16 protein-coding genes are annotated in these 19,884 nt (G+C 74.9%); 6 read left to right on the top strand and 10 right to left on the bottom strand.

Going from position 1 to position 19,884, the window contains the following annotated elements:
- Positions 1–81: 81 nt before the first annotated feature.
- The 5 genes from manA to ACSURM_RS22255 form a co-directional block, all read right to left on the bottom strand.
- Positions 82–1,233 carry a mannose-6-phosphate isomerase, class I gene (gene manA, locus ACSURM_RS22275; protein ID WP_436957378.1) on the bottom strand — a complete coding sequence of 384 codons (1,152 nt, stop codon included), beginning with the start codon at positions 1,231–1,233 and terminating at the stop codon, positions 82–84.
- A gap of 179 nt (positions 1,234–1,412) precedes the next feature.
- On the bottom strand, positions 1,413–2,540 hold the full coding sequence (locus tag ACSURM_RS22270) for an SIS domain-containing protein (protein WP_436957376.1): 1,128 nt from the start codon (positions 2,538–2,540) through the stop codon (positions 1,413–1,415).
- Between the two features lie 119 nt (positions 2,541–2,659).
- Positions 2,660–2,830 (bottom strand): Trm112 family protein, encoded by a 171-nt coding sequence (locus ACSURM_RS22265; protein WP_181798431.1) that lies wholly within the window; start codon positions 2,828–2,830, stop codon positions 2,660–2,662.
- 74 nt (positions 2,831–2,904) lie between these two features.
- Positions 2,905–4,269, bottom strand: a complete 1,365-nt coding sequence (locus ACSURM_RS22260) for a phosphomannomutase/phosphoglucomutase (RefSeq protein ID WP_436957374.1) — start codon at positions 4,267–4,269, stop codon at positions 2,905–2,907.
- A 104-nt stretch (positions 4,270–4,373) separates the two neighbouring features.
- Positions 4,374–4,799, bottom strand: coding sequence for a DUF3499 domain-containing protein (locus tag ACSURM_RS22255; protein ID WP_030615734.1), 426 nt, complete (start codon positions 4,797–4,799; stop codon positions 4,374–4,376).
- Positions 4,800–5,149: 350 nt separating this feature from the next.
- Between ACSURM_RS22255 and ACSURM_RS22250 the strand changes: the two genes are divergently transcribed.
- Complete coding sequence (locus ACSURM_RS22250; protein ID WP_436957373.1) at positions 5,150–5,536, top strand: metallopeptidase family protein; 387 nt, start codon at positions 5,150–5,152, stop codon at positions 5,534–5,536.
- Between the two features lie 65 nt (positions 5,537–5,601).
- Here the strand turns inward: ACSURM_RS22250 and ACSURM_RS22245 are convergent, their stop codons facing one another.
- The 3 genes from ACSURM_RS22245 to ACSURM_RS22235 form a co-directional block, all read right to left on the bottom strand.
- The gene (locus tag ACSURM_RS22245; protein WP_436957371.1) at positions 5,602–7,140 is read right to left on the bottom strand and encodes a DUF5719 family protein; all 1,539 of its coding nucleotides are present in this window, start codon (positions 7,138–7,140) and stop codon (positions 5,602–5,604) included.
- Positions 7,137–10,853 carry a glycosyltransferase gene (locus tag ACSURM_RS22240; protein ID WP_436957369.1) on the bottom strand — a complete coding sequence of 1,239 codons (3,717 nt, stop codon included), beginning with the start codon at positions 10,851–10,853 and terminating at the stop codon, positions 7,137–7,139. The genes ACSURM_RS22245 and ACSURM_RS22240 overlap by 4 nt, the downstream gene beginning before the upstream one ends.
- 181 nt (positions 10,854–11,034) lie before the next feature.
- Positions 11,035–11,298: a WhiB family transcriptional regulator gene (locus ACSURM_RS22235; protein ID WP_003975777.1), complete on the bottom strand. Its 264-nt coding sequence runs from the start codon at positions 11,296–11,298 to the stop codon at positions 11,035–11,037.
- 677 nt (positions 11,299–11,975) lie between these two features.
- Here ACSURM_RS22235 and ACSURM_RS22230 point away from each other — a divergent pair.
- The 4 genes from ACSURM_RS22230 to ACSURM_RS22215 all read left to right on the top strand — a co-directional run bounded on the left by ACSURM_RS22230 (position 11,976) and on the right by ACSURM_RS22215 (position 15,882).
- Positions 11,976–12,470, top strand: coding sequence for a cysteine dioxygenase (locus tag ACSURM_RS22230; RefSeq protein ID WP_436957367.1), 495 nt, complete (start codon positions 11,976–11,978; stop codon positions 12,468–12,470).
- A gap of 33 nt (positions 12,471–12,503) precedes the next feature.
- A complete protein-coding gene (gene cofD / locus ACSURM_RS22225) occupies positions 12,504–13,463 on the top strand; it encodes a 2-phospho-L-lactate transferase (protein ID WP_436957365.1) in 960 nt (319 codons plus the stop codon).
- Positions 13,460–14,800 (top strand): coenzyme F420-0:L-glutamate ligase, encoded by a 1,341-nt coding sequence (locus ACSURM_RS22220; protein WP_436957364.1) that lies wholly within the window; start codon positions 13,460–13,462, stop codon positions 14,798–14,800. Before cofD ends, ACSURM_RS22220 begins: the two co-directional genes overlap by 4 nt.
- Before the next feature lie 68 nt (positions 14,801–14,868).
- Entirely contained in the window at positions 14,869–15,882 is a 1,014-nt protein-coding gene (locus tag ACSURM_RS22215; protein ID WP_436957362.1) for a DNA-3-methyladenine glycosylase family protein, read from the top strand.
- A 337-nt stretch (positions 15,883–16,219) separates the two neighbouring features.
- On the opposite strand, the gene ACSURM_RS22210 is transcribed toward ACSURM_RS22215, so the two are convergent.
- A complete protein-coding gene (locus ACSURM_RS22210) occupies positions 16,220–17,302 on the bottom strand; it encodes a sugar phosphate nucleotidyltransferase (RefSeq protein ID WP_436957361.1) in 1,083 nt (360 codons plus the stop codon).
- Between the two features lie 148 nt (positions 17,303–17,450).
- Entirely contained in the window at positions 17,451–18,821 is a 1,371-nt protein-coding gene (locus tag ACSURM_RS22205; protein WP_436957359.1) for a peptidoglycan recognition protein family protein, read from the bottom strand.
- A gap of 129 nt (positions 18,822–18,950) precedes the next feature.
- On the opposite strand from ACSURM_RS22205, the gene ACSURM_RS22200 reads away from it, so the two are divergent.
- Positions 18,951–19,706 (top strand): TIGR03089 family protein, encoded by a 756-nt coding sequence (locus tag ACSURM_RS22200; RefSeq protein WP_436957357.1) that lies wholly within the window; start codon positions 18,951–18,953, stop codon positions 19,704–19,706.
- Positions 19,707–19,884 lie beyond the last annotated feature (178 nt).

Below are 19,884 nucleotides of genomic sequence, written 5' to 3'. Positions count from 1 at the left end.
TTCTTGCAGCCCGGCCGGGCACCGGCGCGTCAGGTATCCACAGGCCCGGTCATATGATCGACCGCTTGTCCACAGCCCTGGTCAGGCGACCACGGTGGCGCGGAAGATGGTGCCCGCGCCGGAGATCTCCGCCGGTTCGCCGGCCGGGACGAAGACCGACTGGCCGGGACCCAGCTCGTGCTCGCCCGCCCGGACGGTCCCGGACGTGCACAGCAGGATCTGCGGGGTGTCGCGGGTGAGGTCGCGGGCGGTGCCGCCCTCGGGCAGGACGTAGCGGGAGAGCCGGAACTCGTCGGTCGGCGTCTCGTAGACCTCTTCGCCCTCCGGGGAGGCCTCCGGGCGCAGCACGCCCGGGTCGCTCGGTGCGAAGCGGACGATCCGCAGCAGTTCGGGGACATCGACGTGCTTGGGGGTGAGGCCGCAGCGCAGGACGTTGTCGGAGTTGGCCATGATCTCCACGCCGAGGCCGTTGAGGTAGGCGTGCGGGATGCCGGCGCCGAGGTACAGGGCTTCGCCCGGCTGCAGCCGGACGTGGTTGAGGAGCATCGCCGCGATCACGCCGGGGTCGCCGGGGTAGTGGTGGGCGATGTCGGCGTAGGGGGCGTAGGCGCCGCCGAGGCGGGTGCATGCGGCGGTGGCCTCGGCGACCGTGTGGGCCATGTCCTCCGGGTCGGCGGTGAGGACGGCGGTGAGGACCTCGCGCAGGGCCGCGTCCTCGGGGTGGGCGTGCAGCAGGTCGACGTACGGCTTGAGGGAGTCGACGCCGAGCCCGTCGAGCAGTCCGGCGGCCTGGACGGGGTCGCGGAAGCCGCACAGGCCGTCGAACTCGGTGAGCGCGCAGATCAGTTCGGGCTTGTGGTTGGCGTCCTTGTAGTTGCGGTGCGGGGCGTCGGCCGGGACGCCGCGCCGTTCCTCGTCGGCGTATCCCGCCCTGGCCTGCTCCAGGTCCGGGTGCACCTGGAGGGACAGGGGCGCGCCGGCCGCGAGGAGCTTGAGCAGGAACGGCAGCCGGGGGCCGAACCTGGCGACCGCGCGGGCGCCCAGTTCCCGTTCCGGGTCGGCCTCGATGACCTCGACGAGGGGGCCGCGGGGGGTGCGCGACGGGGCGCCCGGGTGTGCGCCCATCCACATCTCCGCCTGGGGTTCGCCGGTCGGCTCGACCCCCAGGAGCCGCGGGATGGCGGTGGGGGAACCCCAGGCGTAGGGGCGGATGGTGTTGTCGAGGCGGTCCATGTGTCTTCTCTGTCTCCGTACGTGCGCTGCTCGGCCGGCGCTGCCGCTTTCCGTTCCCGGCGCCGACGGGTCTGCCCACTCCGGCGCCGGGTACTCCCGTCCCGCCGACGGGACTGCCGGGACCGGCGGCGGGGCGGCTGGGGTCCGTGGCAGGCGTGGGCGGTGGGCCTGGGGTCAGATCAGGCTCCCGAAGCGAGCGCCAGGTAAACGGCGGCGAAATCCGTGACGGCGATCAGTTCCGCGAGGGTCTCCAGTTCGCCGCCCTCCTCGGGTTCGAGTTCGCTGACCGGCGTGTCGTGGCTGAGGGCCACGTCCCGGGCGGCCGGGGCGGCGGTGAGGCCGCCGATCGGGCGGTCGCGCAGCAGCACCACGCGCGCGTGCAGCGCGGGCGGCTCCTCCACGCGGTCCCGGAAGAAGTCGTCCGGGTCGGCGCTGGCGGCGAGCGGCCCGGCCAGCAGGGCGCTGTGCGCGGCGAGCGCCTCGGGCAGCTCGGCGACCAGGGCCGGGCGGCCGGCGAGTTCGGCGAGGGCGGCGGCGAACCGGCGGCCCGCCGGACCGGCCGAGGTGCCCTCCGTCCACACCACGGGCAGCGCGTCGGCCAGCTCGGCGGCGAGGGTCTTGGCCGGGTTGCTGTAGGTCGCGATGGCGGGCCCGCAGCGCTCCGCGATGGTGTCCAGCCGGTCGGCGACCTTCTCCAGGGCCTCCGGCGGGGCGTCGAGCAGGCCGATCCGGTCCAGGAGCGCCAGCAGCGGGGTCAGCAGCGCCCAGAGCACTCCGGGAGAGGAGGCGGCGAGCGGTTCCTCCTGGTCGTAGGGGGCCGTCGCCATCGGTACGAACAGGCCGTGCGTCCCGGCGACCGCGTCGGCGAGCGGGGCGCCGGGCGGGGCCACGCCGACGACGGAGCAGCCGCGGCGGTAGGCCTGCTCGGCGAGGAGGGACAGGCTGGGTTCGGTGCCGTCCGGGGTGGCGATCAGCAGCAGGTCCACGGAGCCGGCCCAGCCCGGCAGTTCCCAGCGCAGGGCGCCCGCGGCCGGGGCGACGCCGGTGGGGGCGAGCCGGACGACGGGGCTGCCCGGGCCGGCCAGCGTGCCGAGGAGGTCAGCGGTGTGGGTGGCGGCGGCGCCGGGGCCCGCGATGAGGACGGCGCGGGGGCGGCCGTCGGGCTTGAGACCGCCGATGCCGGCCTCGGCGGCGTTCCGGGCGGCGGTGCGGACGCGGGCGCCGGCCTCCGCCGCCCCGCGCAGCAGACCTCGGTGGTCGGCCTCGGCGAGGCCCTCCGGGGTGTCGAGCAGCGTTTCGTCCAGCATGGGCGGCAGCCTCCGGTCGCCGGGGATCCTGGGATGCTACGAGGGGACGGCCCTGGTCACGCGGGGCGGCGGCCGGACCGGGCGGCGCCGGCCCTCCCGCCCGCGGTGACGGGGTCGGCTCAGGCGGGGCGGCGGGCCTCGTCGACCAGCAGCACCGGAATGCCGTCGCGGACCGGGTAGGCGAGGCCGCAGTCCGGGCCGGTGCAGATCAGCTCGGTGTCCTGCTCCTTCAGGGGGGCGTGGCAGGCCGGGCAGGCGAGGATCTCCAGGAGGCCGGCTTCGAGCGCCATGGGGTGTCCCTTCGGGGGGCGGATGGGTGTCTGTGGATTTGCCTGGTCAGGGTACCGCCGATGGGGCGGGCCGCTCAGCCCCTGATGATCGCCAGGGCCTCGTCGCGGACCTTGGTCAGCGTCGCCTCGTCCTGTGCCTCGGCGTTCAGCCGGAGCAGCGGCTCGGTGTTGGACGGGCGGACGTTGAACCACCAGTCGGCGGCGGCGACCGTGAGGCCGTCGAGGTCGTCGAGGGTGACGTCGGCGCGGCCCTCGTAGGCGGCGCGGACCGCGGCGAGGCGGCCGGCCTGGTCGGCGACCGTGGAGTTGATCTCACCGGAGCCGCGGTAGCGGTCGTACTGCGCGACCAGGGCGGACAGCGGGCCGTCCTGGCCGCCGAGCGCCGCGAGGACGTGCAGGGCGGCCAGCATGCCGGTGTCGGCGTTCCAGAAGTCCTTGAAGTAGTAGTGCGCCGAGTGCTCCCCGCCGAAGATGGCGCCGGTGCGGGCCATCTCGGCCTTGATGAAGGAGTGGCCGACCCGGGTGCGCACCGGGGTGCCGCCGTGCTGCCGCACGACCTCGGGGACCGTGCGGGAGGTGATCAGGTTGTGGATGACGGTGCCCCTGCCGCCGTTGCGGGCCAGCTCGCGCGCGGCGACCAGCGCGGTGATCGCGGACGGGGAGACGGGGTCGCCGTTCTCGTCCACGACGAAGCAGCGGTCGGCGTCGCCGTCGAAGGCGAGGCCGAGGTCGGCGCCCTCCGCCGGGACCCGCTTGCTCAGGTCCACGAGGTTGGCCGGGTCGAGCGGGTTGGCCTCGTGGTTGGGGAAGGTGCCGTCCAGCTCGAAGTACATCGGGACGAGGGTCAGGGGCAGACCGGCGAAGACGGAGGGGACGGTGTGGCCGCCCATGCCGTTGCCGGCGTCGACCACGACCTTCAGGGGGCGGATGGCGGAGAGGTCGACCAGGGAGCGCAGGTGCGCCGCGTAGTCCTCCAGCGTCTCGCTCGCGGAGAGCGTTCCCGGCCGGGCCGCGGGTGCCGGGGCGCCCTCGGCGAGCCAGCGCTCGACCAGCTCCCGGATCTCGGTGAGCCCGGTGTCCTGGCCGACGGGGGCGGCGCCCGCGCGGCACATCTTGATGCCGTTGTACCGGGCCGGGTTGTGGGAGGCGGTGAACATCGCGCCGGGGAGGTTCAGCGCGCCCGAGGCGTAGTACAGCTGGTCGGTGGAGCACAGGCCGATCTCCACGACGTCCACGCCGCGGTCCGCCGCGCCGTGCGCGAAGGCGCGGGACAGGCCGGGGGACGAGGGACGCATGTCGTGGCCGACGACGACGGACGCCGCCGCTGTCACCTCCGCGAAGGCGGCGCCGAAGAGCCGGGCCAGTGCCTCGTCCCACTGGTCCGGGACCACTCCGCGCACGTCGTACGCCTTCACGATCTGTGACAGATCAGCAGTCACGGCCGTCCTCCTGAAAGTGCTGTGGATGCCCAAAACTACCCGTCGGGCGGCGGGGAACGGTGTGCGGACACCGGGCGGAGGTCCGGGAACGTCGCCCGGCGTGGTCAGTTGTCCGGGGAGCGCAGGACCCTCAGGTGGCCGCGGCGGGCGACCTCCATGGGGTCCGCGGCGCGGGATCCGCCGCCGCCCGCCTCGGCCGCGCGCTCCTGGGGGCGGGCCGCCTCGCGCACGGCGTTGGCCAGCGCTTCCAGGTCGTCTCCGCTGGGCCGCGCGGGCGCGGAGCCGTCGAGGAGCCGTACGACCTCCCAGCCGCGCGGGGCGGTGAGGCGCTCGGAGTGCTCGGCGCACAGGTCGTAGCAGTGGGGTTCGGCGTAGGTGGCGAGCGGGCCGAGGACCGCGGTCGAGTCGGCGTAGACGTACGTCAGCGTCGCGACGGCGGGTCGGCCGCAGGCGGTGCGCGAACAGCGACGTACAGGGCTCACGATGTTGGACGGTACCGCACTCTTGAGCGGGCCGCGACGACTCTCCACCAGGTCACTCCACCGTGTCGGGCTGTGAAACGCCCCACACACCCCTTCGAGGGGACCCCGCTGACCTGCGTGGACGCGCTCACGGCGGGGGTGCGGAGGAGGCGCGTCCGGTCAGGAGTCGGCACAAACACCATCAATTGCCTTGAGTTCGGTGGTCTCGGAAAGTTACGGAAACGAGCCAGACGTTGGCCGGAATGGTCATCCTGCGACAGGGCGGGCGGGCGTCGGTTGCCGCGTGGAACCGGACGGGCGAAGGGTGCGGGGACTACGCTTCACCGGTGATGGACAACCGTGTACCGCCCCGTGCCAGCGGCCCCGGGCCCCGTCGCCGTGATCGTCACGGACGGGGCATGCGGGGGCCGATCGCGCCGCCGCAGGTGCCGTTGGCCGCCAGCCGCGCCGAGGTGTTCGCGGATCTGGTGCAGGACTCCGTGGACCGCCTCGAGCGGCGCTGGCCGCAGCTGGCCGACATCGACTTCCTGGTGCTGGAGGTGCCCCGGCTGGACGGGCCGGGGGACGGGCCGGTGTGGGACGACGAGGCCGTGCCGCTCGGCGGGGTCGTGCCGGCGCGGGAGGGGCAGCGGGCGCGGGTCGTCGTGTACCGGCGGCCGGTGGAGATCCGGACGAAGGGGCGGGACGAGCGGGCCGCGCTGGTCCACGAGGTGGTCGTGGAGCAGGTGGCGGAGCTGCTGGGGCTGACCCCGGAGACGGTGGATCCCCGGTACGGGGAGGACTAGCCGGGCGGGGGCGGAGGCCACCGCCCCCGCCCCCGCTTGCCGGGCTGTCGCCGCTCCCGCCGTCGCTACTTCTGCAATATCGACAGGTCCTCCCGCGTCCGCGGTACGGACACCAGGCCGTGGTCGTCGGGGAGGGTCTGGACGGTGAAGGCGGGGGTGTCGGCGGCGGTGAGGGCGCGGGAGGCGTAGACGGGGCCGCCGGAGACGGGTTCGACGGTGAGGGCGTAGGTGCCCTTCAGGCCCGTCGGGACGGGGACGTCGACGTCCTGCGTGGTGCCGGACCTGAGCGTGTACGTCTTGGTCGCCGGGGTGCCGCCCTCGCTGCCCGCCGAGGCGGTGACCTTGACCGTGGCCGCGCCCTCGGGCGCCGACAGCGCGAGCGTCGTGCCCTTGGCGCCGTTGCCGGCCGAGGTCGCGCGCGTGCCGACGGCGGCGGTGGCCGGGATGAACGCCGTCTCCCGCTCGTCCCCCTTGCCCCGCACCACCTGGAGCGCCGCGACGACCGGGGCCGCCTGGTCGGTCGGGGTGAGCACCAGGGAGCCGGGCTCGCCCCGGGTGACGTCGCCGAGGTCGACCGTCGTCGTCATGCCGGACTTGACGTGGACGGTCTCGTTCCCGGCCGGGGTGATCAGGCCGTCCGGCGAGGCCAGGCGGATCTTCAGGTCGGCGTCGTCGTCGCCGGGCGCGAAGGCGGTCAGGCGGACGCCGGTGGCGTCCTTCGGGATGCCGGGCAGCACCAGGCTGCCGGCCGGGTCGGCGGCGGGGGCCAGCCAGTCGCCGCCCGCCTTGTCGTCCAGGGCCTGCACGGCCGCGCCGACCCGGCCGCCGCGCACGCTGACGTGCACGGTGAGGTCGGTCTGCCGTTCCTCGGTGAGCGTGGGGAGCAGGAACGCCTCGCTCGCCCCCGGGTCGACGGTGAGGTTCTCGCCCAGCGGGGCCTTGATCGCGCCGTCCTTGCCGTACAGCTCGATGTCGACCACGGCGGCGGAGTCGTCGGGGTTGGTCAGGTGGACGTAGTCGGTGCGGCCGGCGGCCGTGCTGGCGCCCGGGAACCAGAAGTCGGTGTCCGCGCCGGCGCAGGTGACGCCGAGGAGGCCGCGGCCGGTGCCGGCGCTGACCTCGGTGGTCTCCTGGACGGTCCAGCCGGGCGCGAAGGAGCCGTCCGCGGTGCCGACGAGCGCGGTCGTGTCCCCGCCGGAGGTGTCGCCGGTGGCCGGTGTGCCCGGTGCCTTCGGCGTGAGCACCGGCTGCCCGGCCTTCTCCCCGCCCTTCTTCTTGTCGTCCTTCTCCTTGCCGTCCTTCTCCTTGTCGTCCTTCTCGCTCGCGCCGGAGCCGTCGTCCGCCTCCTGCTCGTCGGCCGCCTGGAGCCGGGCCCGGCCGCCGCTCGCGGCGCCCTGGGTGACGGGGGTGAACGAGGTGTACGTCGTCTCGGCGAGGTCCGAGGTGCTGGGCGCCGGGCACACCAGGCTGGTGCGCTCCACGGGCTTCCGGGCGGCGGCCTCGGGGGCGGCGCCGGACGCGGACGGCGAGTCGACCGCGGCGAACGCGGTGACGGCGGCCAGCGCGGCCGTGCCGGCGAACAGGGACAGGGTGGTGCGGTTCACTGCTGGCTCCCGTCGGGACGCTGGCTGCCGGTGCCGTGGGGCTGCTGGGCCGGGTCATATCCCCCGGCGGCGGGGTCGTAGCCCCGCTGGACCGGGTCGTAGTCCTGCGGGGCGGAGCCGTAACCCTGCGGGCCGGGGTGGTAGCCCTGCTGGGCGGGGTCGTACGCCGCCCCGTAGCCCTGGTGCCCGTAGGCCGTCGGGTCGTAGGGCGGCTGGTCGCCCGTGCCGCCGTAGCCGTACGGGTCGTAGGGGGCCGTCTGGTAGGGGTCGGACTGCGGGTACGCCCGCGGGTCGTAGCCGGCCGGCGCCTGGTACTGGTCCGTGCCGTACCCCGCGTACCCGGTGGTCGCGTACGGGGCCGGGTCGTGGGCCTCGTACGGCTGCTGGGGGTCGGGGGCGGCGGCCGGGGGGGTGCCGGGCCGGTCCTCGGCGGGCGGTTCCTCGGCCTGGGCGCGCAGGCGGCGGGCGCGGCGGCCCTCGCCGGCGGTGGCCTGGGCGGGCAGCGGCCGCTCCTCGGGCAGGTCGTCGTCGACGTCCCGGCGGCGGCCGGGCAGGGCGAGGACGACCAGGACGACGGCGAGCAGGCCCTGCGCCCAGAGCCAGGCGGTGTGGGCGAGCGGCGTGTCGTAGCCGACGTCGAGCCTGCCGCCCTGGGCGGGGAGCCGGAAGCCCTGGGCCCAGCCGTCGACCGTGGTGCGGGTGAGCGGCTTGCCGTCGAGCGTGGCCGTCCAGCCGTCGTCGGCGCTGTCGGCCAGCCGCAGGACGCGGCCGTCGGGGCCGGCGGGGACCGTGGTGTGGATCTCCACGGGTCCGGCGGCGACCGGCTGGGGCGTGCCGGAGCCGCCGGCGGGCACGATGGCCGCGCGGGAGACGTCCTGGTCGACGCGCCACAGGGCGCCGCCGTTCTGCTGGCTGAGCCGGCTCAGACCGGGGGTGGCGTCCAGGACGCGGGTGATCTCGCGGGGGGCGCCCTTGTGGACGAGGACGTAGCGCACGGCGAAGCCGCCGAGTTCGGCGGCCTGGTCGGCGCCGGAGCCGGCCACCAGGTGGGCGACGGTCTGGTCCAGGCGGGTGTTCGTGCCGTCGGCGGCGGTGAGTTCGGCGTCTCCCATGCGGGCGCCGGAGCCGCGGACCAGGCTGTAGCGCACGCGCGCGGTGGAGTCGCTGTCCAGGACCAGGGTGCGGGCCTGGGCGCCGCCGGTGGAGTCCTCGGCGACGAACGCGGGGACCTGGGCCGGGTCGCGGCGCTCCAGCGGGCCGTCGGCGCCGCGGATCATCCAGCCGGCGGCGACGAGGAGCGGACCGGCGGCCGAGGCGAAGGCGATCAGCGCGGCGACGGGCTGGCGCCAGCCGAAGCTCTGCTCGGCCACGCGCGCGCGTGCGCCGTCGGCGCCGAGGGCGGCGGCGGCCAGCAGGGCGATGCCGTAGACGAGGGTGGCCGGTCCGGCCCACGCGGACCTGTTGGACAGGACCGCGAAGACGAGTCCGGCCAGGGCGACGGCCCAGGCTGTGCGGATGCCGAGCTGCCGTTCGGAGCGCAGCAGGGCGGCGAGCGCGGCCAGCACGATGCCGATGAGCATCAGGCCGTTGACGGTGCCGGGGCCGCCGGGGGCGGCGCCGAGCAGGTCGGACGCGGAGGCGGCAGAGGGGCCGTACTCCAGGCCGGCCTCCTGGAAGAAGCCGGCCGGGAACAGGGTCAGCGACCAGGGAGCGAGGATCAGCAGCGGGGTACCGAGCTGCGCGAGGAAGCGCGGTCCGTAGCCCAGGAGGTCGCGGCGGCGCACCGCCAGGACGCCGAGTCCGAGCAGCAGCGCGAGGGGCCACACGATCGGGGTGAAGGCGGTGGCGATGGTCAGCAGCAGCGCGTACGCCCAGGTGGCGCGCCAGCTGCCGCGGGTGCCGGCGCGGCCCGCCAGGCCGCTCGCGGCGACGCCCGCGCGCGCGATGAGCGGCAGCAGCACGGCGAGGACGGCGGTGCCGACGCGTCCGCCGGCCAGCGCGCCGGTGGTGGCGGGCAGGAAGGCGTAGGCGATGGCGGCCCAGGCGCGCAGCAGCCGGGAGGTGACCAGCGGCCGGGAGGCGAGGTAGGCGGTGCATCCGGCGAGCGGCACCGAGCAGATCAGCAGGACGGTGACGGCGAGGCCGGTGGAGCCGAACAGGAGCGAGGCGAGGGTGGCGACGAGGGCCAGGTAGGGCGGTGCGGACGGGGTGCCGCCGGTGCCCGTCGGGTGCCAGGCGTCCAGGTAGCTCGACCACAGGTCGGTCGCACCGGCCGGGGCGGGCAGCAGGGCGCCGCCGGCGAGGGCGCCGCCGCCGAGCAGGGCGCGGCAGGCGGCGAGGGAGATGAGCAGCAGGGCGAGGAAGAGGACGGGGGCGGGTCTGCGGGCGATCCGCTTGAGCCGGGCGAACTGCTCGACCTCCAGGAAGTCGGCGTCGTCGCCGCCGGGCCCGGACTCCACGGCGCCGCCGTGCCGGCCGGCCGGGGAGGTGTCGGTGTCGGAGCCGCCGGTGAGGTTGCCGGCGATCTGTTCCACGGTGGCCCGGACGGTGGCGCCGGGCGGCGGGAAGAGGGCGCGCAGTTCCGCCTTGTCGATGCGGGAGGGGCCGCGGCGGCGCCGGGCGGCGATGATCCGCTCGGGCCGCAGCAGGGTGCTCAGCAGGCCACGGATCTCGTCGAGGGCCTGGCCGGGGACCTTGCCGACGAGGTAGGCGAGGGTGCGCAGGACGGTGCCGAGGACGAGCCGGAGCAGCACCCAGGGCAGCGCGGCCGTACGGGTGTTGACGAGCAGGGTGTAAACGGCGCCGGCCTTGTCGACCTTGTGCGGGGAGGCGGTGGTGCGGCCGGCGCAGTCGACGGCGCGGCGTTCGCGGGAGGCGGCCTCGGCGTGCCGGACGACGGCGTCGGGGGCGATCAGGACGCGGTGGCCGGCGGTGTGGGCGCGCCAGCACAGGTCGACGTCGTCGCGCATGAGGGGCAGCAGCCGGTCGAAGCCGCCGAGCTGTTCGAAGACGTCGCGGCGGACGAGCATGCCGGCGGTGGACACGGACAGCACGGTGCGGACGTGGTCGTGCTGGCCCTGGTCCTGTTCGCGGCGGTCCAGACCGGTCCAGCGGCGGCCGGAGTTGGCGATGGAGACGCCGACCTCCAGCAGCTGGCGGCGGTCGTACCAGCCGCGCAGCTTGGGGCCGACGACGGCGACGTCGTCGCGGCCGAGTTCGAGTTCGTTGTCGACGACCCGCAGCAGCTGGGCGAGGGCCTCGGGTTCGGGGGCGCAGTCGTCGTGCAGCAGCCACAGCCACTGGACGGGTTCGCCGTGCGGCAGTTCGGGCAGGTCGTAGGCGTCGTCGCGCCAGGTGCGGGTGGCGGGGTCCCAGCCGCTGGGACGCTTGAGGTACGGCAGGTCGTCGGGGGTGAGCAGGGGCGCGGCGCGGCTCGCCTCCTCCACGGCCTGGCCGAAGCCGGTGCGGCGGGCGAGATGCAGGACATTGGCCTCGCCGAAAGCCTCGGTGAGCAGCCGGGCGGAGTCGTCCGCGCTGCCGGTGTCGGCGGCCACCGCGTGCTGGACGGGACGCTCCTGGCCGAGCAGCCCGGCGAGCGCGTCGGGCAGCCAGCGGGCGCCGTCGTGGGAGACGAGGACCGCGGTCACGACGTGGCGCGGGAACTCAGGGATGGCAGCTCCTGGTTGGGCTGCCGCATGGCTGTGCACGGACATCGAGGTACGGGCCCCGGTTCGATGGACTGCGGTGGACGCCTGTGTCCTCTCGCGCGTCGAGGGGACAGCGGGGCGTCTCGGACGAGCGTCCACACTATCGGCTGGGCATGACGACGGCCCGCCTCCTGTGGACAACCCACGGCTGACGGGCCGTTCGTACCTTTCGCGGCCGCGCGTATGGTCACACGGCGGCCTTCTTCAGCCGGCGGCGTTCGCGCTCGGACAGGCCGCCCCAGATGCCGAAGCGCTCGTCGTTGGCGAGGGCGTATTCGAGGCACTCGGAGCGCACCTCGCAGGCGAGGCAGACCTTCTTCGCCTCTCTGGTGGAGCCGCCCTTCTCGGGAAAGAAGGACTCGGGGTCGGTCTGGGCGCACAGTGCGCGCTCCTGCCAGCCGAGTTCCTCGTCCGCGTCGTCGACCAGCAGTTGCTGCACCAGCTCGGTCATGTGCGCCCCTCGTCTGTCTTTCGCGTCCCCGTGCCTGGCCGTTACCGATTCCGGCTGAACGACACGAGTGAAATTACAAGTGTGCTGCTCCGGGCGAGTCAAGCCGGGATCTGCTATTGGGCCCGTTATTCACTCTGCGGAACCAAGGCCGTGCGGAAAGTGTTCAAATCGGCATAAACCTTGACACGCAGGCGGACCCGCGGGGACGGCCGAACCCCGTACAGATCTTCTGTACGGAGAAGGACGCCTCCGCGTTCGATCTCGTTCCGTGAGGCTCGCGCGCTCGGATGTGCCCCATGTGTCCCGGGACCCCGATGAGCAAACCTTTCGCCTGCGAAATAAACCGGATGAGGTGAAACATGTCCCACATACCGGGCATCGAGTTGACACTGCCCGTGTGAACCGCTGTCCTAGGGGGCATGCTCGCGTACTTGGCACCCACCTCGACCCGCACCGCCGGGTCCCTCGGTGCCGCCCGCGCGCGCTGTAGCTGTTGCTGCTGTCCCAGCTGTTGAGCCACGTCCGCTCCGGCTGTTCCCGAGTCCCTCCCGGCTCGGCCGCGTTCCGTCTTTCCCGATCCCCCTCGTCCGGGGCATCCCGTCCGCCCGTGACCCGGCCGGACCGCACGCGTCACCCAGCTCCGGCCCCACTCTTCCGCCGAGGACCACCGCACCCCTATGAACAGCGACAACGACCTCCAGATCGCCGGCGACATCCTCGAAGTCCCGCACCTGCTCCAGCCGCCGCGCGAGCACCCGGCCACCGTCGCCGAGTTCGTGGGGCTCGCCCGCTCGATCGCCGCCGACCGGGACCAGTGGGCCCACCTGGTCCGCTTCGACGCCACCACCCGCTGGTACCACCGGCTGCGCACCGGCCCCGGCTACGAGGTGTGGCTGCTGTCCTGGCTGCCCGGGCAGGGCAGCGGGCGGCACGACCACGGGCGCTCCTCCGGTGTCCTCACCGTCGTGGAGGGCACGCTCACGGAGCACACCGTGCGCGGCACGCGCGCGCTGGGGGCGGGCGCGCAGCGGGTTTTCGCGCCGGGGTACGTCCACGAGGTCGTGAACGACACGCTGGAGCCGGCGGTCAGCCTGCACGTGTACCACCCCGGGCTGACCGAGATGCCGATGCACGCCTCCCCGCACTGCGAGGCGTCCTCGGTGACTGCCTGACGCGCTGTCGTACCCGGCTGACACACTGTCCCCATGCGCATTGTGGTTCTGGCAGGCGGCATCGGCGGTGCCCGTTTCCTGCGCGGTCTGAAGCGGGCCGCCCCGGACGCGGACATCACGGTCATCGGCAACACCGGCGACGACATCCACCTCTTCGGGCTGAAGGTCTGCCCGGACCTCGACACGGTGATGTACACGCTGGGCGGCGGCATCAACGAGGAACAGGGCTGGGGGCGGGCCGACGAGAGCTTCCACGTCAAGGAGGAGCTGGCGGCCTACGGCGTCGGGCCGGAGTGGTTCGGGCTCGGCGACCGGGACTTCGCCACGCACATCGTGCGGACCCAGATGCTCGGCGCCGGCTACCCGCTCAGCGCGGTCACCGAGGCGCTGTGCGACCGCTGGCGGCCGGGCGTGCGGCTGATCCCGATGACCGACGACCGCGTGGAGACGCACGTGGCCGTCGAACTGGACGGCGAGAGCAAGGCGGTCCACTTCCAGGAGTACTGGGTCAAGCTCCGCGCCTCCGTCCCGGCCCGGGCGATCGTCCCGGTCGGCGCCGAGCAGGCCAAGCCGGCCCCGGGCGTCCTGGAGGCCATCGCCCAGGCGGACGTGATCCTCTTCCCGCCGTCGAACCCGGTGGTGTCCATCGGCACGATCCTCGCCGTGCCCGGCATCCGCGAGGCCATCGCCGACGCGGGCGTGCCCGTGGTCGGCCTCTCCCCGATCGTCGGGGACGCGCCGGTGCGCGGGATGGCCGACAAGGTGCTCGCCGCGGTCGGCGTGGAGTCCACGGCCGCCGCGGTCGCCGAGCACTACGGCTCGGGACTGCTCGACGGCTGGCTGGTCGACTCGGTGGACGCGGGCGCCGTCGAGCGGGTCGAGGCGGACGGCATCCGCTGCCGGGCCGTGCCGCTGATGATGACCGACGTCGAGGCCACCGCGCGGATGGCCCGGGAGGCGCTGGCGCTGGCCGAGGAGGTGCGGGGAGCGTGAGCGCGACGGCGTCCGCCGCGGCGGGCGAGCGGGCTGAGTACCGGGTCTGGGCCCTGCCCGGCATCCCGGAGGTGCGGCCGGGCGACGACATCGCCAAGCTGATCGCCTCGGCCGGACCCGGCCTGGCCGACGGCGATGTGGTGATCGTGACCTCCAAGATCGTCTCCAAGGCGGAGGGCCGGCTGACGCGGGCCGACGACCGGGAGGCGGCGATCGACGCCGAGACGGTCCGGGTGGTGGCCCGGCGCGGCACGCTGCGCATCGTGGAGAACCGGCAGGGCCTGGTGATGGCCGCCGCCGGGGTCGACGCCTCCAACACCCCCGCCGGGACGGTGCTGTTGCTGCCCGAGGACCCGGACGCCTCCGCGCGCGCCATCCGGGCCGGCCTGCGCGAGACCCTCGGCGTCAACGTCGGGGTGATCGTCACCGACACTTTCGGGCGACCCTGGCGCTCCGGGCTCACGGACGTGGCGATCGGCGCCGCCGGGGTGCGGGTGCTGGACGACCTGCGCGGCGGCACGGACGCGTACGGCAATCCGCTGAGCGCCACCATCGTCGCCACGGCGGACGAGCTGGCCGCCGCCGGCGACCTGGTCAAGGGCAAGGCCGAGGGCCGCCCGGTGGCCGTCGTGCGCGGGCTGCCCCACGTCGTGGACCCCGATGCGACCGAGGACACGGAGGAGGGCGCGCGGGCGCTGGTGCGCCGGGCGCAGGACGACATGTTCCGGCTCGGCACCTCGGAGGCGATCCGGGAGGCCGTCACCCAGCGCCGCACCGTGCGGTCCTTCACCGACGCCCCCGTGGACCCGGGTGCCGTCCGGCGCGCGGTGGCCGCGGCGGTCACCGCGCCCGCCCCGCACCACACCACGCCCTGGCGGTTCGTGCTGCTGGAGTCGGAGGAGTCGCGGGTGCGGCTGCTCGACGCGATGCGGGACGCCTGGATCGCCGACCTGCGCCGGGACGGCAAGAGCGAGGAGTCCATCGCGAAGCGGATCCGGCGCGGTGACGTCCTGCGCCAGGCGCCGTATCTGATCGTGCCCTGCCTCGTCATGGACGGCTCGCACACCTACGGCGATCCCCGGCGCGACGGCGCGGAGCGGGAGATGTTCGTGGTCGCGATGGGCGCGGGCGTGCAGAACCTGCTGGTCGCGCTGGCCGGGGAGCGGCTGGGCTCGGCGTGGGTGTCGTCCACGATGTTCTGCCGGGACGTGGTGCGCGAGGTGCTCGGGCTGCCGGCGGACTGGGACCCGATGGGCGCGGTCGCGGTCGGCCGGCCCGCCGAGGAGCCCCGGCCCCGGCCGGAGCGGGACGCGGGGGCGTTCGTGGAGGTGCGCTGAGCGCCTACCCTCGTAAAGCGGAACCGGCACCTCCGGAACATCCCGACCGGCCTCTCTAGGACTCCCCCGTGGCAGGACGCTTTCCCCAGCGGCCCACGCGCACGACCGTGCGCGGCGGGCACGCGAGCGTGCCCGGGGCGGCCGGGACGCCCCGGGGGACGGCGCCCGCGCGGGTCCGCCGGTGGGTGCCGGACGGTCCGCTGGACCTCGGGCTGACCCTCGGACCGCTGCGCCGCGGGCCCGCCGACCCGACGTTCCGGGCCACCGCGGACGGCTCCGTGTGGCGGGCGTGCCGTACGCCCGCCGGGCCGGGCACGCTGCGCGTGCGCGTGTACGGCGCTGAGGTGCTCGGCGAGGCGTGGGGGCCGGGGGCCGGATGGCTGCTGGAGCGGTTGCCGGAGCTGCTCGGCGCCGCCGACGATCCCGGGGCGTTCGTGCCCCGGCACCGGGTGGTGGCGCTGGCCCGGCACCGGCGGCCCGGACTCCGGCTGACCCGGACCGGGCTGGTGCTGGAGTCGTTGATCCCGTCCGTGCTGGAGCAGAAGGTCACGACCGACGAGGCGTACCGGGCCTGGCGGCTGCTGGTACGGCGGTTCGGGGAGCCCGCGCCGGGACCCGCGGGGGCGGGCGAACGGCCGATGTCCGTGATGCCCGCGGCACGGACCTGGTCGCTGATTCCCTCCTGGGAGTGGCACCGGGCGGGCGTGGACGACAAGCGGGCCTCCACGATCCTGCGGGCCGTACGGGTCGCCGCGCGGCTGGAGGAGGCGGCGGGGATGCCGCCGGACCGGGCCCGGGCGCGGCTGGAGGTCGTGCCGGGCGTGGGGCCGTGGACGTCGGCGGAAGTCGTGCAGCGCAGTCATGGGGCGGCGGACGAGGTGACCGTCGGGGATCTGCATCTGCCCCGGATCGTGGGATGGGCCCTGGCGGGCGACCGCGACGCCGACGACACGGAGATGCTGCGCCTGCTCCAGCCGTACACCGGGCAGCGGCACCGGGCGGCCCGGCTGATCCTGCTGAGCGGCCACATACCGGCCAGACGCAAGCCGAAGATGCCCTGGGTGGACATCGGGGCGCTGTGAGGTACGGGGGCCGGGGATTGCTCACCGGCGCGGGAAAGTGACGGGTGCTGCTGGGGGTGGGCACGCTTACCGGCGCCGGCAGGGTGCCTCCCCCAGAGGGGGTACCCCCAGCCCACCCGTGCCGCCCCAGCGGCACGACTGCCCGCAGCGGGGACGGTGCCGTGAAGCCGACGGTGGTGGACTTACCCAAGGGGCGCGGGGAACTGCGCGAGCGGCCACCGACGGCCCGCACACGGCGTCGGCCGGCAGCCACCCCTTCCCTTCCCCGTGTCGGGGGTCTGGGGGGCAGAGCCCCCATGGCGGTGCGCCAGGCAAGGCCAGAGCGAACCGGAGTTCCCTACTGGTCGGAGGAGAAGCGGAGTGCCCCCGCGGGGATGCGGGCGTCGCACCACACCCGTACGCCCTCGCGGAGTTCGTTGTCGGCGCCCACGACCGCGCCGTCGCCGATGACCGTACCGGTGAGGACGGAGCGTTCGCCGACGCGGGCGCGGGCGCCGATGAGGGAGTCGGTGACGACGGCGTCCGGCTCGATGACGGCGCCGGGAAGGATGGTGGAGCCGGAGATCCGCGCCCCCTCGGCCACGAACGCGCCCTCGCCCACCACCGTGCCGCCGGTCACCTTGGCGTCCGGCGCCACCCTGGCCGTGGGCAGCACGAGCCGGTCGCCGCAGCGGCCGGGCACCGCCGGGGAGGGCGCGCGGCCGAGGACCAGGTCGGCCGAGCCGCGCACGAAGGCGGCCGGGGTGCCGAGGTCCAGCCAGTACGTGGAGTCGACCATGCCCTGGAGGTGGGCGCCGGCCGCCAGGAGGCCGGGGAAGGTCTCGCGCTCGACCGAGACCGGCCGGTCCGCCGGGATCGTGTCGATGACCGAGCGGCGGAAGACGTACGCCCCCGCGTTGATCTGGTCGGTGACGATCTCCTCCGGGGTCTGCGGCTTCTCCAGGAACGCCAGGACGCGCCCGGTGCCGTCCGTGGGCACGAGCCCGTAGGCGCGCGGGTCCGCCACCCTCGTCAGGTGCAGCGAGACGTCCGCGCCCGTCGTCTCGTGGGTGTCCACCAGGGCCCTGATGTCCAGCCCCGTCAGGATGTCCCCGTTGAAGACCAGCACCGGGTCGTCGGGGCCGGAGCGCAACCGGTCGGCGACGTTGCGGATCGCGCCGCCGGTGCCGAGGGGCTCGTCCTCCGTGACGTACTCGATGTGCAGGCCCAGCGCGGAGCCGTCGCCGAAGTACGGTTCGAAGACCTCGGCCAGATAGCTGGTCGCGAGGACGATGTGCTCCACGCCCGCCGCCCGCGCCCGCGCGAGCTGGTGGGTGAGGAACGGCACCCCGGCGGCCCGGACCATCGGCTTGGGCGTGTGCACCGTGAGCGGTCGCAGCCGGGTGCCCTTGCCGCCGACCAGAAGGATCGCTTCCGTCACCTGTTCGTCTCCGCTTCCAGCCGGACCGGCCGAACTGCTCGTCGCACTCGTTTCGGCCGGTCAGTGTAAGCAGACCGGAGGACGACGCCTCGACCGGCCGCGCGGTGTCCGGCCGGATCGGCGTGCGCTTTCCCCCGTCCGCCCGGCCTCAGCGCCCCTGGTAGCGCGCCGCGCTGGTGCGGGCCGTGCCCAGCTTGGCGTAGAGCCGCTTCCCGGGGCACTCGGTGGCGTATCCGTCCCGGTGGCCGGACATCACGTTCAGCCGCACCTTCTTTCCCTTGGGGTAGAGGTTGCCGCCCCCCGAGGTGAGGTACGTCTTCGCCCTCGGGTCGGCCCCGTGGAGGCCGAGCTTCCATGCGGCGAGCCGGGCGACGGACGTCACCGCGGCGCCCGGCGGCTGGGTCGTGCCGTGGCTGCCGATCACGGCGACGCCCATGCTGTCGGTGTTGAACCCGAGGGTGTGCGCGCCGAGCACCGGCTTGGCCACGCCCCCGGCCCGGCCCTCGTAGAGCTTTCCGCACTTGTCGACCAGGAAGTTGTAGCCGATGTCCCGCCAGCCCAGGCTCTTGACGTGGTAGCGGTAGATGCCGCGGATGACGGAAGGGGCCTGGGCGCAGGTGTAGTTGTTGCCCGAGGCCGTGTGGTGCACGAAGGCCGCCTTGATCTTCTTCGTGTAGACGAACCCGCGTTCGCGCAGTGACTCGTCGGCGCCCCAGCCCCGGCGCGTGATGATCTTCGGGCGCGGGCCGATGTACTGCTTGCCCCGCGACGGCCCCTGAAGCTTCGTCAGTTCCAGCTCGGTGGCCGGGCGGTCGAGCTCCGGGATCTCGGTGGTGCCGTAGGCGGCGATGTCGGCGTTGGCGCCCGAGGCGGCGATCGCGGCCTCCGTGTCCAGCGCGGTGCGCGGCGGCTCGTCGACGGGCGCCCCCGCGGCCGGTGCCTCCGCCGCCGGCTCCCCCGTGTCCTCCCCGGGGTCGACCAGCTCCAGGCGCAGTCCCGACGGCAACGCGCTCCGCCCGCCCGCCCTCTCCGCCCGCACCCGTACGTCCACGCCGTCCGAGGCGCCCACCCACAGCGGCGCGGTCGCCCCGCGCACCCGGCGGGCGGAGCGTTCCGCGGTGCCCGGGTCGGCGCCGTGGTCGGCGTGCGCCTCGACGTCCTGCCAGCCGGTCCACTCCCCCGTCACGACGGACCGGGTGCGCACCCGCACCCGGCCGCGCAGCTCGGTGCCGGGGTCGTCCCACACCACGCCGAGCAGCGCGAAGCGGCCGAGGCCGGTGCGGCGCAGCCCTTGCTCCGGGGCCGCGCCCGGATCGTTCTCACGGGACAGCGGGACGAGCGGCAGCGAGCGGGTGCTGCCCGGGATCGCGCCCCCGGTCGCGGATCCGGACGCGGGTACGGGCCCGGACGCGGACGCGGGCGGGGCCGGCGCGAGGGCGAGGACCGCCGCGCAGGCGGCACCGAGGGATCGGAGGGTGAACGGAAGGGCACCGGAAGAGGAAGCAAGGAATCCACGCATGTACACGAATGTGGGCATAGGCATACAAATCTGTCCATAGGTCAGCTGACGGACCGTCGGACGGGGTTCCGCCGAACCGGTGGCCCGTTCCCCCCGTGCGCGGGCCCGCCCGCGCGTACCCTGTCCCGGGTGAACGCCACCGATCGCACCCCCGCCGACCTGCTGACTTCCGCGCTCGCCGCCGACCCCGGCCGCCCGCTGGTGACCTTCTACGACGACGCCACGGGCGAACGCGTCGAACTGTCCGTGGCCACCTTCGCCAATTGGGTGGCCAAGACCGCCAACCTCCTCCAGGGCGACCTGGGCGCCGAACCCGGCGACCGTGTCGCGCTGCTGCTGCCCGCGCACTGGCAGACGGCGGTGTGGCTGCTGGCCTGCTCCTCGGTGGGCGCGGTCGCGGACGTCGCCGGGGACCCGGCGGCGGCCGACCTCGTGGTGAGCGGCCCCGACGCGCTGGAGGCCGCGCGGGCCTGTTCCGGAGAGCGGGTGGCGCTGGCGCTGCGGCCCCTGGGCGGGCGGTTCCCGCAGCCGCCGGCCGGGTTCCTCGACTACGCCGTGGAGGTGCCGGGCCAGAGCGACCGGTTCGTCCCGTTCGCGCCGGTGGACCCGCGGGAGCCGGCGCTCGTCGTCGCCGGACGCGAGTTCAGCGGCGCGGAGGTGGTCGGGCACGCCTCGGCCCAGGCGCCCTCGCTGGAGCTGACCGGGCCCGGCTCCCGGCTGCTGTCCGGGCTGCCGTACGACACCTGGGAGGGGCTGAGCGCGGGACTGTTCGCGCCGCTGGCCGCCGGCGGGTCCGTGGTGCTGTGCCGGCACCTGGACCGGCTCGACGAGGAGTCCCTCGCCAAGCGCGTCGCGAGCGAGCGGGTGACCGCGGTCCGCCGCTGAGCCCGTACGGCGGCCGTCCCGCGGCGGAGCCGCGCGAACCCGCCCCGCCGCGAGCCCGCACCCCGAGCCCCAGGCCCCGGCGCCCCAGGTCCCCGCACCCCCGCCCCCACGCCTTGAGAGCCCTCCGCCTCACCCGGTCGGAGCAGCAAAGGGCGCTGCCCGGGCCGCTCCCCGCCAT

It is taken from the genome of Streptomyces sp. SudanB182_2057 (assembly GCF_964272715.1).
In the GTDB taxonomy this organism is placed as follows: domain Bacteria; phylum Actinomycetota; class Actinomycetes; order Streptomycetales; family Streptomycetaceae; genus Streptomyces; species Streptomyces rubradiris.
Note: the sequence above shows the minus strand (reverse complement) of the source record. Positions and strands in the feature narration are given on the sequence as shown.